12 protein-coding genes are annotated in these 15,154 nt (G+C 69.7%); 9 read left to right on the top strand and 3 right to left on the bottom strand.

The genetic code is table 11. The features are described 5' to 3' along the window. Positions 1 to 59: 59 nt before the first annotated feature. The 9 genes from FHY04_RS11705 to FHY04_RS11665 all read left to right on the top strand — a co-directional run bounded on the left by FHY04_RS11705 (position 60) and on the right by FHY04_RS11665 (position 13,194). On the top strand, positions 60 to 761 hold the full coding sequence (locus FHY04_RS11705; RefSeq protein WP_183936528.1) for a hypothetical protein: 702 nt from the start codon (positions 60 to 62) through the stop codon (positions 759 to 761). 15 nt (positions 762 to 776) lie between these two features. After that, complete coding sequence (locus tag FHY04_RS11700) at positions 777 to 2,873, top strand: GMC family oxidoreductase N-terminal domain-containing protein (RefSeq protein ID WP_183936527.1); 2,097 nt, start codon at positions 777 to 779, stop codon at positions 2,871 to 2,873. Between the two features lie 112 nt (positions 2,874 to 2,985). Beyond that, positions 2,986 to 4,017, top strand: a complete 1,032-nt coding sequence (locus tag FHY04_RS11695) for an NAD-dependent epimerase/dehydratase family protein (protein WP_183936526.1) — start codon at positions 2,986 to 2,988, stop codon at positions 4,015 to 4,017. Further along, the gene (locus FHY04_RS11690; RefSeq protein ID WP_183936525.1) at positions 4,014 to 8,288 is read left to right on the top strand and encodes an aminotransferase class III-fold pyridoxal phosphate-dependent enzyme; all 4,275 of its coding nucleotides are present in this window, start codon (positions 4,014 to 4,016) and stop codon (positions 8,286 to 8,288) included. The genes FHY04_RS11695 and FHY04_RS11690 overlap by 4 nt, the downstream gene beginning before the upstream one ends. Then, positions 8,266 to 9,516 (top strand): acyl-CoA dehydrogenase family protein, encoded by a 1,251-nt coding sequence (locus FHY04_RS11685; RefSeq protein ID WP_159510546.1) that lies wholly within the window; start codon positions 8,266 to 8,268, stop codon positions 9,514 to 9,516. Before FHY04_RS11690 ends, FHY04_RS11685 begins: the two co-directional genes overlap by 23 nt. 12 nt (positions 9,517 to 9,528) lie before the next feature. Further along, entirely contained in the window at positions 9,529 to 9,921 is a 393-nt protein-coding gene (locus tag FHY04_RS11680) for an SCP2 sterol-binding domain-containing protein (RefSeq protein ID WP_183936524.1), read from the top strand. After that, a complete protein-coding gene (locus FHY04_RS11675; protein ID WP_183936523.1) occupies positions 9,921 to 11,282 on the top strand; it encodes an APC family permease in 1,362 nt (453 codons plus the stop codon). Before FHY04_RS11680 ends, FHY04_RS11675 begins: the two co-directional genes overlap by 1 nt. Beyond that, positions 11,279 to 11,956 carry a 4'-phosphopantetheinyl transferase superfamily protein gene (locus tag FHY04_RS11670; protein WP_183936522.1) on the top strand — a complete coding sequence of 226 codons (678 nt, stop codon included), beginning with the start codon at positions 11,279 to 11,281 and terminating at the stop codon, positions 11,954 to 11,956. The genes FHY04_RS11675 and FHY04_RS11670 overlap by 4 nt, the downstream gene beginning before the upstream one ends. Beyond that, entirely contained in the window at positions 11,947 to 13,194 is a 1,248-nt protein-coding gene (locus FHY04_RS11665; protein ID WP_183936521.1) for a TylF/MycF/NovP-related O-methyltransferase, read from the top strand. The genes FHY04_RS11670 and FHY04_RS11665 overlap by 10 nt, the downstream gene beginning before the upstream one ends. 10 nt (positions 13,195 to 13,204) lie before the next feature. Here FHY04_RS11665 and FHY04_RS11660 read toward each other — a convergent pair whose 3' ends face one another. The 3 genes from FHY04_RS11660 to madL are packed head-to-tail and all read right to left on the bottom strand — an operon-like array spanning position 13,205 to position 15,118. Then, entirely contained in the window at positions 13,205 to 13,894 is a 690-nt protein-coding gene (locus FHY04_RS11660) for a GntR family transcriptional regulator (protein ID WP_183936520.1), read from the bottom strand. 4 nt (positions 13,895 to 13,898) lie between these two features. Next, complete coding sequence (gene madM, locus FHY04_RS11655; RefSeq protein WP_056022622.1) at positions 13,899 to 14,663, bottom strand: malonate transporter subunit MadM; 765 nt, start codon at positions 14,661 to 14,663, stop codon at positions 13,899 to 13,901. After that, positions 14,654 to 15,118, bottom strand: coding sequence for a malonate transporter subunit MadL (gene madL, locus FHY04_RS11650; protein ID WP_183936519.1), 465 nt, complete (start codon positions 15,116 to 15,118; stop codon positions 14,654 to 14,656). The genes madM and madL overlap by 10 nt, the downstream gene beginning before the upstream one ends. Positions 15,119 to 15,154 lie beyond the last annotated feature (36 nt).

The raw sequence follows: 15,154 nt of genomic DNA, 5'->3' as shown, positions 1-15,154 counted from the left end.
AAAACACCAAGGTGTAAGTACACTGATAGCTAAATCTGCAAATCTCGAAAGGATTGGGCATGGCAAACCGTTCTGACAAACCATATCAGGGTGACAGCGACCGGCGTGATCGCGTGCAGCATGAGCGGCTGGTCAGGCGCGCCCGGGTCCGATCCCGGCGCGACCTGCGATCCCCGCGTGACTTTGCTGAGAATGTCGAGACGATCGATCGCGTCGCCGATCGCGTCGCGAATGACGTCAATGCGCTGGTGCGCGCCTGGAGCGCGGCGAACGCCGAAAGCTTCAAGGGCGCGGTCACGATCCTCGGCAATGTCGCGCTCGACCTGTTCGGCGGGGCCACGCGTGCCAGCCGCCGCCGTGACGAGGCGTATCGCGAGGACCTCGATCGGGAGGACGAGTATGCCGAGCGCGATCCCGACCGGGTGCCGGCGCCCTATGCGACGCGCCGCTCGAACGCCGACCGGATCGAGGAGGCGGGGGACGAGGTGGCCGGTTTCACCCATGCCGTATCCGACGCGCTTGCGGGCGCCGCGAGCGTCGTCTCGCGGTCCAGCCGGCGTTTCCAGGACGAATATGACAATGCGCTCGACGACGCGGAGGATGCCGACCGCGATCTGGGTCGCGAGGACACCGATCCGCGCGATCATGAGGACGGCACAGCGCCCGACGAGAGCCTGGGCGCGCCCGGGGACGACGCCGATCGCGTCGGCGACCGCCCCCCGCCGGCCGGCCCGCCGTCGACGCGCAAGCGTCGCCTCTAGACGCGGGAGGGTGCGGTGGTCGAGCGTGTGATCGCGGCGGTGCTCTGGCTGTATTGGCGTGCGAACCGCGGCTTTCTCGAGCGGTTCGCGGTCGCGCTGATCGGTCGCAATCCCGGCAATGTCCTGCTCGATCCCGACGGTCGCGCGGTGGTGCGCGAGCTCAACCGGCTGTTGAAAATGATGACGCGCGCGGTCTTCGTCCAGGCGGCGCTCAGCGTGCTCGTCATGCCGCTCTGGGTTCCGCGAAAACTGCCCTATTCGCCGCTTGCGCGTCTGCTGCTCGGCCTGTTCCTGCCGGTCTGGAGCCAAGTCTGGCGGATCGTCTTCTGCTTTCGATCCGCGGCGGGCCGGGCGCGTGTCGTCGACACGCTATTCGTGCGGCTCGGGGAGCAGGCCGCGGCCGAGGAAGACCAGCTGATCAAGAGCATCATCGTCATCGGCGCGGTCAAGACGTTGCTGAGCGGTGCCTATCTCGACCTCGACCGCACCTGGAATGGCCTGGACTATCAGCGCTTCCAGCAACGCAGCTGGACCCCGCCAAGCGGGCCGGATCTCGCCGACCCGCAGCGTACGCCCGCCTCGACGCTGTTGATGCAGCGCCGGCGGACGCTGGCGGAGGTCGCGCGCAAACCGGCCGGTTCGACGACCTATCTCGTCATCGGGTCGGGGGCAGGGGGCGCCACCGCCGCCTATTTCATCCAGCAGGCCGATCCGTCGGCGCGGATCGTGATCCTCGAGACCGGGCCACTAGTGCCCAATGACGCGCTGCCGGACAAGCTGATGGAATCCGCCGCGTCCCTGTACATGAACGGCGGCTTCACTTTGTCTGCGGACGAGAAGACGACCTTCGTCCAGGGACGCGTGGTCGGCGGCGGGACGCTGCTCAACAATTCGGTCGCCTGGAAGCCCGAGGGCGTCTGGTGGAACGACGTGGTCGTCAAGCGCTGGGAGCGTTTTGGCGTGACGCTCGATTGGGCCCGGCTCGATGCCAGCTACGACGCGATGCTCGACCTGCTCAACGTCCGACCCGTCAACCCGGTGGTGATGCCGCCGATGGCGCAGACGCTGAAGGACGGATTTGCCGCGATCGGCCAGACCGCGACCACCGTGAAGTGCAACATCCTCAACTGTATCGGGTGCGGGCGGTGCAATGCCGGATGCCGGTTCGGTGCCAAACAGTCGATGAACGAGACGACCTTGCCGAGACTCATGGCGGCGGGTGCGCTGCTGGTCCCGGACGCGCATGTCACGGGTCTGATGCTCGACGGCGAACCGGGCGCGCAGCGGTGCCGCGGTGCCTATGCGCGCGATGCCACAGGCACCGCCTTTCAGGTCGAAGCCGATCGGATCGTTCTCGCCGCGGGTGCCTTTGCCTCGACCAAGATCCTGCGGCGCAGCGGCTTTTCGGGCGCGCTGCCCGGGGTGCGGACCGTCGGCAAGCGGTTCTCGGGCAATATGGGAACCCCGGTGTTCGGCGAGTTCGCAACGCGCCAATATGGCGCCCGCGGGATCCAGGTCGGCTATGCGATCGAAATGCCGCGCGAGCGCATGGTGATCGAGACCGCCTTCGGACCGCCGTCATCGCTCGGGATGGAGGCCCCGCAATGGGGGCCCGATTTCATGGGGCTGCTCGATCGCTACAACGACGTCGCGGTGGCGGTCCCGGTGATCGGCGCGAACGCCTATGGCAGCATCAACGCCGATCTCTCGTCGAGCGGCTACACCATCTCCTATGCGCTCGACGATGACGACTGGTATCGCCTGACGCTGGGGATGAAGGCGGCGGGGCAGGCGATGTTCGCCGCCGGCGCACGCCGCGTCTGTTCGACGCGGTTCGATGCGACCTGGGCCAATTCGCCCGCCGAGCTCGACGCCTATTTCGGCGCGGTCGGCCCGCTCCAGTATCTCAAGATCACGACCGCGCATCTGCAGGGTGGCAATGTGCTCCATCCCGATCCGGCGCAGGGCGTGGTCGATCTCGACATGCGCGTCCACGGGATCGACAAGTTGTGGATCGCCGACGCCAGCATCATTCCGTCGCCGATCAAGGTAAATCTGCAGATGACGGTCATGGCGCTCGCCCATTATGCCGCGAAGTCGATCGTCGCCTGACGATCATTCATAATGGAGCAGCTTGATACGCTCGCGCTCCATTACGGACCAGCATCGCGATGTGACATTCTGCAAACCCGATATTGTGGGATCTTCTCTGAAGGAGGTCGCGGTGAGGGTTCTGGTCATGGGAAGTACCGGCTTCATCGGCGCCCGCACCGTGCGACGGCTGCTCGACAGCGGATACCACGTTCGCTGCCTCGTCCGCTCCGACCGTCGGATCGGCCGGCTCGGCGGACTCGCGGTCGAGCAGGTGCGCGGCGACCTCTTCGATGCGTTCAGCCTGGCCCGCGCGGTCAAGGGCTGTGATGCCTGCATTCATCTCGCCGGGCTGAGCGGCTGGGACCAGATCACCGGCCCGGCGGTCCATGACGTCATCCACCAGGGGACTCTCAGACTGCTCGCCGCACTCGACGACACCAGTGTCCGGCGGCTCGTCTATGTCTCCTCGACCGCCGCGATCGACGGCACCCGCAAACCCGTCGCGCTCGACGAGCGCAGCCGGTTCACGCTCGGCCAGTCCGGGCTCGACTATGCGGTCGCCAAGCATGCGGCGGAACAGGCGGTCCTCCGCCACAATGGCGGCACGCTCGAGACCGTGATCGTCAGTCCGGCGGAAACCTATGGCGCCGACGATCAGGACTGGATCACCGCGGGCAGCATCCGCGACGTGCTCAGCGGCTGGCCCGCGCTGGCGGTGAGGGGCGGCAGCTCGGTCGTCCATGTCGACGATGTCGCGGCAGGTATCGTCGCCGCACTCGCGCGGGGCGGTGCCGGCGAACGCTATATCCTGGGCGGCGACAATCTGACGATCGAACAGATCGTCCGGCTGATGCTTGATATCGCCGCGGTCCGCCGGCCCGTGGTCGTCGTGCCGTTCGCGCTGCTGCGAAGCGCGGTGGTCGCGTGCCGCCTGGTCCGGCGGGCGCCGCCGATCGAGCCGGTCCTGCTCGACTATCTCAGCCGCTACTGGTTCGTCGTGTCGGACAAGGCCCGCGCCGAGCTCGGCTATCGCCCGCGACCGGCGCGCGACGTGCTCGCGCCCGCGGTGCACTGGGTCCGCGATCAGATCGCCGAGACGCGTCGCGCCGTCCTGCGCGAAACGATCTCGGGCGAGCCGGTCGCGCATGGTGCAGGCCAGTGACCGGCGCCTCGACCCTCGTCGAGCTGCTCATCGCCAGGGCGTCCCCGGGCGGTGCGGCCGGCGCTGGGTACCGGTTCGAACGCGAGGACGGCAGCGAGGATATCCTCGACCTCGCCGCGCTCGAAACACGCGCGCGCGCGCTCGCCTCGCACCTGCTCGCGCACGGCCGGCGCGGCGACCGCGTCCTGCTCTATTATCCCCCCGGGCTCGACTTCATCATCGGCTTCTTCGCGACGGGCTTTGCCGGCATGACTGCGGTTCCGGTGCCGTGCCCACGCGGCGGGACGATCGGCGCGCTGGCCTATGCCGCGACCGCCGCGGTGATCGCGGATTGTACGCCCCGGATGGCGCTGACGACCAGCGATCGCGTCGCGGCGCTGCCCGCGGCGGCGTCTCGCGAGGGGGTCACATGGATCGCCAGTGACGCGCTGCCCCCGGTGTCCGCCGGACCCGGACCGCCGTTTCCCGCGCCGGGGCAGCGCGACCTGCCGTCGCCGGACGACATCGCCTATCTGCAATATACGTCGGGATCGACGGGAATGCCCAAGGGCGTGATGATCACGCACGCACAGGCACTCGCAAACCTCGCGGCGATCGGCGCGGCGATGGACTTGCCGGCGGGTGCGCCGGGCGTGACCTGGCTACCGCATTTCCACGACATGGGGCTGGCGGGCGGCATCCTGTTCGCATTGTATGGCGGCCATCCGCTCGTGCTCATGGCCCCGCAGACGTTCCTCAACCGGCCGGTGCGCTGGTTGCGCGCGCTGACCCGGCACCGCGGCGTCTGGAGCGGCGCACCCAATTTCGCCTATGAGTTGTGTCATCGTCACATTGCCGCGGGTGAGCGCGACGGGCTGGACCTGCGGCACTGGCGGGTCGCCGTCAGCGGTGCCGAGCCTGTCCGACGCGCGACGGTCGACCGGTTCGCCGCCGCCTTCGCGCCGGTCGGCTTCGACGCCGCGGCACTGCGCCCCTTCTACGGATTGGCCGAAAGCGTCGTGTTCGTCAGCGGCACCCGCGCCGGACGGGGGCCGCGGATGGTCGGCGCGCCCGCCGCGGACGGAGAAGCGTCGCCCACGCTGGCCTATGCCGCCTGCGGCACAGCGGCGGCCGGCCACCACATCGCGCTCGTGAACCCGGAGACTCGGGAGCGACAGTCCTTCGGATCCACCGGCGAGATCTGGGTGAGGGGCCCGAGCGTCGCCGGCGGATATTGGGGCCGCGCGGCGGAGAGCGAAGCGGTGTTCGGCGCGCAGATCGCGGGCGAGCCCGGGACGCGCTGGCTGCGCACCGGCGACACGGGGTTTCTTGATCAAGGCGAGCTCGTCGTCACGGGACGGCTCAAGGACCTGATCATCATCGCCGGGACCAATCACGTGCCGCACGATATCGAGGCGACCGTCGAGGCGGCGCACGCCGCGGTCCGCCCCGGCAATGTCGTGGCCTTTGCGGTCGAGGGCGATACCGATGCGCTGGTCGTCGCGGCCGAGCGCCCGTTGCACCAGCTCGGTCTCGGGTCGCTTGAGCTTGCCGACCTGCGCGCCGCGATCGAGCAGGAGATGACGATCGACCTGCCGCTCGAACGGCTCCTGCGCGGATGGAGCATCGCCGAGATCGCCGCCGAACGCGCCGCGCCGCCCGGAACCACGGCCGGGCGTCATCCCTGGGAAACGCTGGTCAATCCCGAGATCGGGGCATTGCTGCGCCGCTTCCGGCTCGACCGGCCGTTCACGAGCGGTGCCGGCGCTTGGCTGACATGGGACGACGGCACGCGCATCCTCGACGCGATTGCAGGGTTCGGCGCGCTCCCGTTCGGGCATAATCCACCCGAGATATGGCAGGCGCTCGACGCGGCGCGCACCGCCGCCGCGCCGAGCCTCGTCCAGCCGTCGATGAATGACGCCGCCGGAGCCCTGGCCGACGCGCTGCTGGCGATCGCGCCACCCGGGCTGCGCCACGTCTGCTTTGCGAACAGCGGCGCCGAGGCGACTGAGATCGGCCTGAAGATCGCGCGCGCGGCGACCGGACGCCCGGGCTTTCTGTCGACCACCAACGGGTTCCACGGCAAGACCTTGGGCGCGCTGTCGGTGACCGGCCGCGACACGTTCCAGGCGCCGTTCGGCGCACCCGTCCTCGACGTCGATTATGTGCCGTTCGGCGACATCGCCGCGCTCGAGCGCGTGCTCGTGGAGACCGGCACGCGCTATGCCGGGTTCATCGTCGAGCCGATCCAGGGTGAGGCGGGCATCGTCGAGCCGCCACGCGGATATCTCGCCGCCGCGGCCAGCCTGTGCCGGGCGCACGGCGTGCTGCTGATCGTCGACGAGATCCAGACCGGGCTCGGGCGCACCGGCGCCATGTTCGCCTGCGACGTCGAACGTGTCGCGCCCGACATCCTGCTCATCGCCAAGGCGCTCGGCGGCGGGGTGCTCCCGATCGGCGCGGTCCTCTATGCGTCGGGCTGCCACAGCGCGGCATTTGCGGGCAAGCACAGCTCGACCTTTGCCGGCAACGGGCTCGCCTGCCGGGTCGGTCTTGCCGCGCTCGCCCGGCTGACGGCCGATGGCGGGCGTCTCGTCGATATGGTGGCCGAGCGGGGCGCCCGGCTTGAGGCGGGGCTGCGCGGCGTGGCGGATCGCTATCCGGCGGCCCGGCTGGGCGTTCGCGGGCGTGGCTATCTCCTCGGGCTGCAGCTGCCCGCGGGCCGCGCCGCGCCCGCCGCTCACGGCCTGCTCGATATCCTCGCCGAACAGGCCATGCTCGCGCCGCTCGTCGCGAGCTATCTCCTCAACGTCTGTCACGTCCGCGTCGCACCGACGCTGCTCGGCAGCGAGGTCGTCCGGATCGAGCCGCCGCTGACGCTGACCGAGGCCGAGGCGGAGCTGATCGTCGCCGCGGTGGGGCAGGTCGCACGGCTGCTCGCGGCGGGGGATGGCGGAGCGCTCGTCAACCACCTGCTCGACGCGCCGCTGTCCGCATCCGCCATCGGTCAGACGCGGACGCCGCCGCGTCCGTCGGCGCCGTCGATCGTCGTCGCGAAGCACGACGCGCGACCCTGGGCTTTCCTCGCGCATCCGCTCGACGCCGCGGGCTTTGCCGCGATCGACGACACGCTCGCGCGCTTTTCCGTGCCGCAGCTGACCGAATTGACCGACCGGCTCGGCGGCGTGATCGCGCCGTTCGTCGCGAACACGCTGTCGGTCGAGGGGCGCGATCGCACCGCGTGCGGTACGATAATCCTCGTCCCCTGGACCGCGCAGGCGCTGGCTTGCGACCGCGCCGGCGGGCTCGCGGCGATCCGCGCGGCGGCCGAGCTCGCGCGGACCGCCGGCGCGGGTGTGGTCGGGCTGGGCGGCTATTGCTCGATCGCGTGCGGCGGCGGCAGCGACCTCGCCGGGTCGGGGGTGCCGGTCACGACCGGCAACAGCTATACCGCGATCGCCGCGGTCGATGCGATGGCGGCGGCGTGCGACCGGCTCGACCGTCCGCTGGACAAGGCGGTCGTCGGGATCGTCGGCGGTGGTGGGTCGGTCGGGCTCGGTCTCGCCTATCTGATGGCCGAGCGCGTCAGCCGGATCGTCCTCGTCGGCAATCCAGGGCACCGGCGCGCCAGCCTGGCGCGGCTGCGGTCGGCGGCGGCGGCGATCGCCGCGGCGCTGATCGCGGGGCGCGACGGGGTGAGCGGCGACCTGGCACGCCGCGCGCTCGCCTATCACGACAGGACCGGGGCGGATGCGGCCGCGGTTGCCAACTGGTTGATCCTCGCGGGCGATGTCGAGCTTGCCGCGGACCATGCCGCGCTCGCCGCCTGCGACGTCGTCTTTACCGCGACCTCCAGTCCGGACCTGATCCTGGCACCAGAACTGTTCCGTCCGAACGCGATCCTGTGCGACGTCTCGCAGCCGCGCAACATCGGCCGCGCGACCGCGACCGCGCGGCACGATCTGCTGGTGCTAGACGGCGGATTGGTCGCGGTGCCCGGCGCGCCCGATCTGGGCGTCCGCTTCGGCCTCGCACCCGGGGTCGCGTTCGCGTGCATGTGCGAACCGATGATCCTTGCGCTCGAAGGCCGGTTCGACGCCGCGCCGATCGGGCTTGGCGTACCGCTCGACTATCTTCGCGCCCTGCGCGGCTGGGGCGCGCGGCACGGCTTCCGGATCGCCGCGCCGACCAGTTTCGGCCGCCCGCTCGAGCCCGCCGACTGGCGCGCCCGCCGCGCGCATCACCTTCATGACCAAGGGGAAAAATATGCCCAACGCCCTCAATCTTGACGGCATCGCGCTCACGCGGGAGCAGGGACGCTGGTGTCGCAAGGCGGAGACGCTGGCGCGCGAGGTGCTGCGCCCCAATGCGGCCGAGATCGATCACGGCGGGGTCTTCCCCAGCGCCAATATCGACGCGCTCAAGCGATCGGGGCTGCTCGCGCTGATGATCCCGACCGAGATGGGTGGCGGCGGCGGGGACATCGTCACCGCCGCGCTGGTGACCGAGGCGCTCGCCAAGGGCTGCGTGTCGACCGCGATGATCTACACGATGCACCAGTCGACGCTGCCGATGCTGTGCGCGCTCGCCGATGCCGAACAGGTCGAGCGGTTCATCGCCCCGATCGTCCGCGGTGAGCTTCTCGGCGCGTTCGCGATGAGCGAACCGGGATCGGGCAACCGGATCTGGCACATGGACAGCCATGCGCGCAAGAACGGCCACGGCTTCATCCTCGACTCCTTCAAGTCGTTCTGCACCTCGGCGGGGCATGCCGATTTCTACCTCGTCCCGACACGCGGCAATGCCGATGCCGGAGCGACCGATCTCAGCATGTTCTGGGTCGATGGCGATGCGACCGGGATCGAGCCCAAGGGCGCCTGGGACGGCATGGGGCTGCGCGGCAATGGCAGCCGCCCGCTGCACTTCAACCAGGTGCACGTCCCGCCGATCGCCCGGCTCGGCGGCGAGACCACGGGCTTTTCGTTCATGATGGCCTATGCGCTGCCGATCTACCTGGTCGGCCTCGCGAGCTGTTATCTGGGCCTTGCCTCGGCCGCGTTCGACGGCGCGATCGCGCATGTTAAGGGGCGCGTGCATTCGGATACGCAACGCTCGCTCGCCACCGTCGAGACGGTGCAGCGCTATGCCGCCGAGATGCGCTGCCGGATCGACCAGGCGCGCGCGACCGTGCTGCGGGTCGCGCAGATGTCGGACAATGCGGTGGTCCTGTTCAACGAGTTCAACACCGCCGGGCTGCTCGACGAGATCATCCGCGACAATCCCGACGATCCCTATTTCGTCGAGCTGGCCGAACTGAAGATCATCGCCAGCGAGATGGCGGTCGATGTCGCGCATACCGCGCTGCAGGTCTGCGGGGGCAGTGGCTACAAGCGCGGGCACCTCGTCGAGCGGTGTTACCGCGACGCGCGCGCCGGCTCGCTGATGGGCCCCTCCGACGACACGCTGAAGGTGATCATGGGCAATCAGTTGCTCGGCACGCCGCAACCCTGGGCCTGAGGATATATCGCGATGACATTTGCCGCCGCCACGCAGCCTGCCATTCCCCATGAAACGCTCGATCACTGGCTCGGCGATTTCCGCGACCGCTTCAACGCCAATGTCCGTGCGGCGAAGCTGACGGCGGGCTGGAACCGCCGCCTGCTCGTCGACGCGACCGACACCGCGCGCAGCGTCGTGCTGACGGTGACCGGCACCCGCGTCACCGATATCCGCGACGGAACCGAGGGCACCGGCGACACCCCGTTCGTGACGCTGAGCGGCGAGGAGCGGACGCTGATCGAGATCTTCGCGGGCCGCTACAATCCGTCCTCGGCAGTGATCGACGGACAGCTCGAAGTCTATTCGGACGCGCGCGACAAGGTGAAGCTCGAGGCGCTCGCCATGGTCATCTGGGGGCTGTGATGGCGACCGGCCTGTCCTTTCGCGGCGAGTGGCTGTTCTATGTCGCGGTCGGCGCGGGGATGGCGCTCAGCAATTCGGCGTTCGCGATGGTCTCGGGGCTGTTCGCGGTGACCGGCACCGGGCCGGCGCTGGTCGCGCTGCTGATCGCCGGCGTGATCTGCACGGTGATCGGCGCGGCGATCGGCGAGCTGGCGAGCATGTGGCCCTCCTCGCCTGCGGTGATCACCTATTTCCGCGCGGCGTTCGGACCGGTCGCGGCCCTGGTGCTGGTCCACGCCTATCTGCTGTTCGTCGTGATGATCGCGGGGGTCGAGAGCTACGGCTTTGCGATGGTGGTGCAGGCCGCGCTGCCCGCCGTGCCATCGACGGTGTCGATCGTCGTCCTGATGACCGTCGTCGTGCTGACGAACCTGCGCGGGCTCGACCTGCCACGTCGCCTGCAGATCCTCACCGCGTTCGGGACGATGGCGGTGCTGCTTGTCACCGCCACGGCCGCGCTCTGGTTCCTGCCGGCACCGGGCATCACGCCGATGCGCGACCTGTCGACCACAGCCGCGCCCGCGGGCTGGGCAGGGCTGCCCGCGGCGATCGCGCTCGCGATCTTCATCTATACCGGCTTCGAATGGGTCACCCCGGTCGGCCTGTCGCGGCAGGCCTATGCGCGACGGGTCCCGATCGCGATGCTCGTCGCGATCGGGACGCTGCTCGTCACCTATGGTCTGTTCGTCGCCGCGCTCGGTACAAGGCTGCCGCACGGCCTGATCGCCACGAGCGCGACACCGCAGGTGCCGCTGTTCACCGCGCTGCTGGGCAGCCCCGGCATTGCGCTCGCCGTGCTGGTCGGACTCGGCGCGATCGTCTCGACGTTCAACGCCGGCATCATGGGCGGCGCGCAACTGCTCCAGGCGCTCGCGCGCGAGGGATCGCTGCCGCGGTTCGTCGCGCGGGTACAGGTCGATACGGGCGCGCCGGTCGGTGCCGTGCTCGTGCTGGGCAGCCTCGGCCTGGTCGCCGCGCTGCTGATCGCGGCGTTCGACCTGTATCTCGTCGTCGGGCTGGTCGGGTCGGCGATCATCTGCCTGATCTATGCCGCCTATGTCGGCGCGGTCGAGCGTCTGCGCCGCTGTCGCCCGGAGCTCGCCCGGCCGTTCCGCAGCCGGTTGCCGGGGGCGAGCCACTGGGCGGTGATCGTCCTGATGCCGCTGATCGCGGTGGCCTCGCTGTTCACCGTGCCCGCGATCGTGCCGCAGGCCATCGCCGGCGTCGCCGTCGCGATCCTGCTCGTCACGGTGCTCACGCTCTATTCCCGCTGGTCGCAGGAGCAGGCGGCTGTCCGCGCGCCTGTCGGTGCAGCCCGGTGACGACGCCGTCGTCCGCCCTGTCCACGCCCCGGCATGCGCGCGTCGCGGTCAGCGACGGCGCGATCGTCGCGGACTGGGCGGCCGCGACCTGCGTCATGCCGGAGCGCGGTTTCATCGACCTGTGGCTGTACGATCTGCCCGCCGCCCCGCCGCCCGACACCGGCGCGACCGATACGCACACCGCCCGCGCCAGCCGCGCGCGGCTCGAATTGCGCGGCCTGCTGGCGCGCGCGCTCGGCGCGTCCGCCGACGCGGTCGAGATCGTGTCGGGCGCGCGCGGCAAGCCGAGCATCCGGTCGCGCGGATCGGCGCCGCTCTACTTCAACACCAGCCGGAGCGGTGCGATCGCGCTGACCGCGCTCGCCCGTGACACCGAGCTCGGCATCGATATCGAATGCCACGGGCCTGACCGCGCGCCGTTCCTGTGCCGCGATCACGCACTCCCCGATTCCGAGGTGACGCGCCGCTGGACCCGCCACGAGGCGCTGGTGAAGGGCACGGGGTTCGGCCTGTCGGTCCGCGCCCAGTCGCCATTCGCCCTGTCCGCCAGCGCTGGCACGCTCCAGTTCGGCGGCACGCGCTGGACATGGCGCGACCTGCGCCTGCCCGACGGCATCGCCGCCGACGCGGCGCTCGCCTTTTGTCCTGTGGAGGAGACCGGCCGATGTGGATGAAGCACCCTCAGGTCCAGCGCATCGTCGGGCGCAGCCGGCTGCTCCGCCGCGCCGCGATCGGGCTCGCCTCGGCGATCGAGTCGTTGTCGCTGCGGGGGCCCAAGCGCGGCGACACGCTCGCGCTGATCCGCCGGAGCAAGCGCGGTCGCGAATCGCTGCTGACCGCGAACGAGTCGTTCACACTGTACGGCATCGCGCATGCGCAGGCCGCGCTCGATGGCGATCTGGCCGAGTTCGGCGTGTTCGAAGGGACGTCCGCGTCGCTGATCGCCGCCGCGGCGCCGGGGCGGGCGCTGCATCTGTTCGACAGCTTTGCCGGGCTTCCCGAACCCGGCGCGGACGAACGCGAAGTCCTGCAGCGGGGTCAGTTCGAGGCCAGCCTGCCGCGGGTACGCGCGCGGCTTGCCGATCTCGACATGGTCCGGTTTCATCCCGGCGCGTTTCCCGCCTCGGCCACCGGGCTCGACGCGCTGCGCTTCAGCTTCGTGCATCTCGACGTCGATCTCTATGAAAGCACGCTGGCCGGGCTCGCCTTCTTCTATCGTCTGCCGGCCTATTTTGCCTGCGAGGCGGCGCTGATCGAGACGATCGATGCCGTCTGGCTGATCCGCGGGCAGGCGGTGGGCTGGGCACCGCCGGCATCGAGCGGCGCGATGCTCGTCAGTGTCGGCTGGGTGGTCGCGCTGCTCGCGGCGGCATGGGTGTTCGCCGGCCAGTCGGGCAGCCCCGCCCGCGCGACGCCGACAGCGCCGATCCCGCCACGGCCAAGCGCGGCAGGCCGCTGGATCGACCGCCATTTCGTGATCGTCTGCTATGTCGTCACGCTCGCCTATGCCGGGATGAAGCTGCTGTTCGCCTATTGGTGGTGGTTCGACAGCACCGGCTTCTGGATGGCGGCGTTCCGGCCGTTTCCGGACTGGGGGACGGGGCCGGCGCTGTTCGGCGCGATCCTGCCCGCGCGGTGGATCGGCACGCGCAACCTCGCTTACGGGCTGTTCCTGCTATTCGGCCTGTGGCTCGCGGTCCGGCGCGGCGAGCCCCGGATGCTCGCGATCCTGCTGCTTCAGGGGGCGCTGATCGAAGGCTTTGACGGCCTGTGGCTCGCCAACGGCAAGTTCAACTGGCTCTGGACTGGCCAGAATACCGATTTCTACATGCGCGGCGGTTTCCTGTGGGTCCCCGACCTGCTGCTCGTCGGGATCTACATGATGACCCGGCCCGTTGGGCGCCGAGCCTGACGCGCCGCAATCATCCCGCCAGCTTGGCGTGCGCGGCGTCCTGGTGCGAGATATAGCTGTCGAGCGCGCTCGCGGCGTTGAGCATGTGCGCGCGCATCCGCCGCGCCGCCTCGTCGCCATCGCCCTCGGCGATCGCGCGCATCACCGCGTCATGCTCTGCGCGCGAGCTGGCGAGGCGGCGGTCCTGGCGCAGCTGCATCCGGCGGAAGGCGTTGAGCCGCGTCCGCACCGCGATCGCCTGGTCGGCGAGGAAATCATTGTGCGCCGCGCGGTAGATCGCCTCGTGGAACTCACGGTTGAGCGCGTCATAGGCGTCGACATCGCCGGCCACGACCGCCGCTTCGCTCGCCTCATGCACCCGCAACAGACGGCTGCGTTCGAGCGGCGTGATCCGGTAGGTGGCGAGCCGGACGCACACCGCCTCGAGCTCCGCCATCGTCTCGAACATGTCCATCACCTCCTCGGCGGTGACGTGGCGGACGATGACGCCGCGGCGCGGGCGGACCTCGACCATCCCGCTGGTCGCCAGTTGCCGCAGCGCCTCGCGGACCGGAGTACGCGAGGCGCCGTAGCGGTCAGCCAGCTGCTGTTCGTCGAGCATCGTGCCCGGCGCGAGCTCGCCCGACGAGATTGCATCGGTCAGCGCGTTGCGGATCCGGTCGGACAGCAGCCCCGTGTCTTCGCTCTCGATATCCGCCACGCTGTCAGCCCCCCACGATCGCGCGGACGATCAGATAGAGGATCGACGGCGCCACTAGGCACCCTAGCCCGGTATGGAAGGTCGCGGTCAAGGCGCCATAAGGTACGAGCCGGCGATCGGTCGCGGCAAGCCCGCCTGACACGCCGCTGACCGTCCCCATCAGCCCGCCGAACACCATCGCGCTGCGCGGGTTGTTGAGCCCGATCAGCCCGGCGACCAAGGGCGTGCCGACCATCACCATCACCGCCTTGAACACGCCCGTCGCGATCGACAGCGCGATGACGGGCGAGCTCGCGCCGATCGCCGCACCCGTGACCGGACCGACGATATAGGTCACCGCGCCCGCGCCGATCGTCGTCATCGACACCGCATCGGTATAGCCGAACGACGCCGCGACCAGCGCGCCGACGATGAACGGCAGGATCGTGCCGAGCAGCAGCGCGACGACGCCGATCAGCCCCGCCTTCTTCGCCTGTTCCACATCGACCTCGCACGCGGTGGCGACGATCGCAAAGTCGCGCAGCATCGCGCCGCCCATCAGCCCGATTCCGGCGAGCATCGGCAGATCGGCGAGCCCCTTGTGCCCGCCCGTCGCGATCCCGCCCCAGAAGGCGAGCGCGAGCCCGATCAGGATCGCGATCGCCGAGCCGTGGACCCGGCCCATCGTCAGCTTGGCGGACAGGATGTTCGACAGCCACATGACGATGCCGACGACCGCGAACGCGGTGAGCAGCGCATTGGCGGTCAGGACCTTGGTGATCATTTCCATGCGTTCGGTCCATAGCGCGGGGTGATCGGGGCGGGGGATCCGGCGGCGATCGCCATCTCGGCTTCACGCGACTCGCGCGCCTCGATCTCGTCCATCGTCTCGGGCGTGCCCGACATCCGGCTGATGATCGCGACCGCGCTGAAGCACAGCAGCAGCGCGCCGACACCCGCGATCAGCACGATCGGACCGCCCTCGACCGCGGCGACGACGTCCTGCTGCGCCGCCATCGCGACGACGATCGGAATATACAGCGCACCCCAGAAGCCGATCCCGCGCGATACGCCCTCATTGTAGCGGCCTCGGGTCTTCAGCCACATCCGCGCGGCGATCAGCAGGATCATCGCGATGCCGACCCCGCCGACATTGGCCTTCACGCCGAGCAGCACGCCGAGGCCTTCGCCGAGCACTTGCCCGATCAGCGTACAGATCGCGAGTAGTGCTACTCCGGCGATCATGCGCCGCGTCCCGCATCTGTGGCGGCAATGGGTAGG

It is taken from the genome of Sphingomonas sp. BK481 (genome assembly GCF_014194875.1).
GTDB lineage: Bacteria > Pseudomonadota > Alphaproteobacteria > Sphingomonadales > Sphingomonadaceae > Sphingomonas > Sphingomonas aerolata.
Note: the sequence above shows the minus strand (reverse complement) of the source record. Positions and strands in the feature narration are given on the sequence as shown.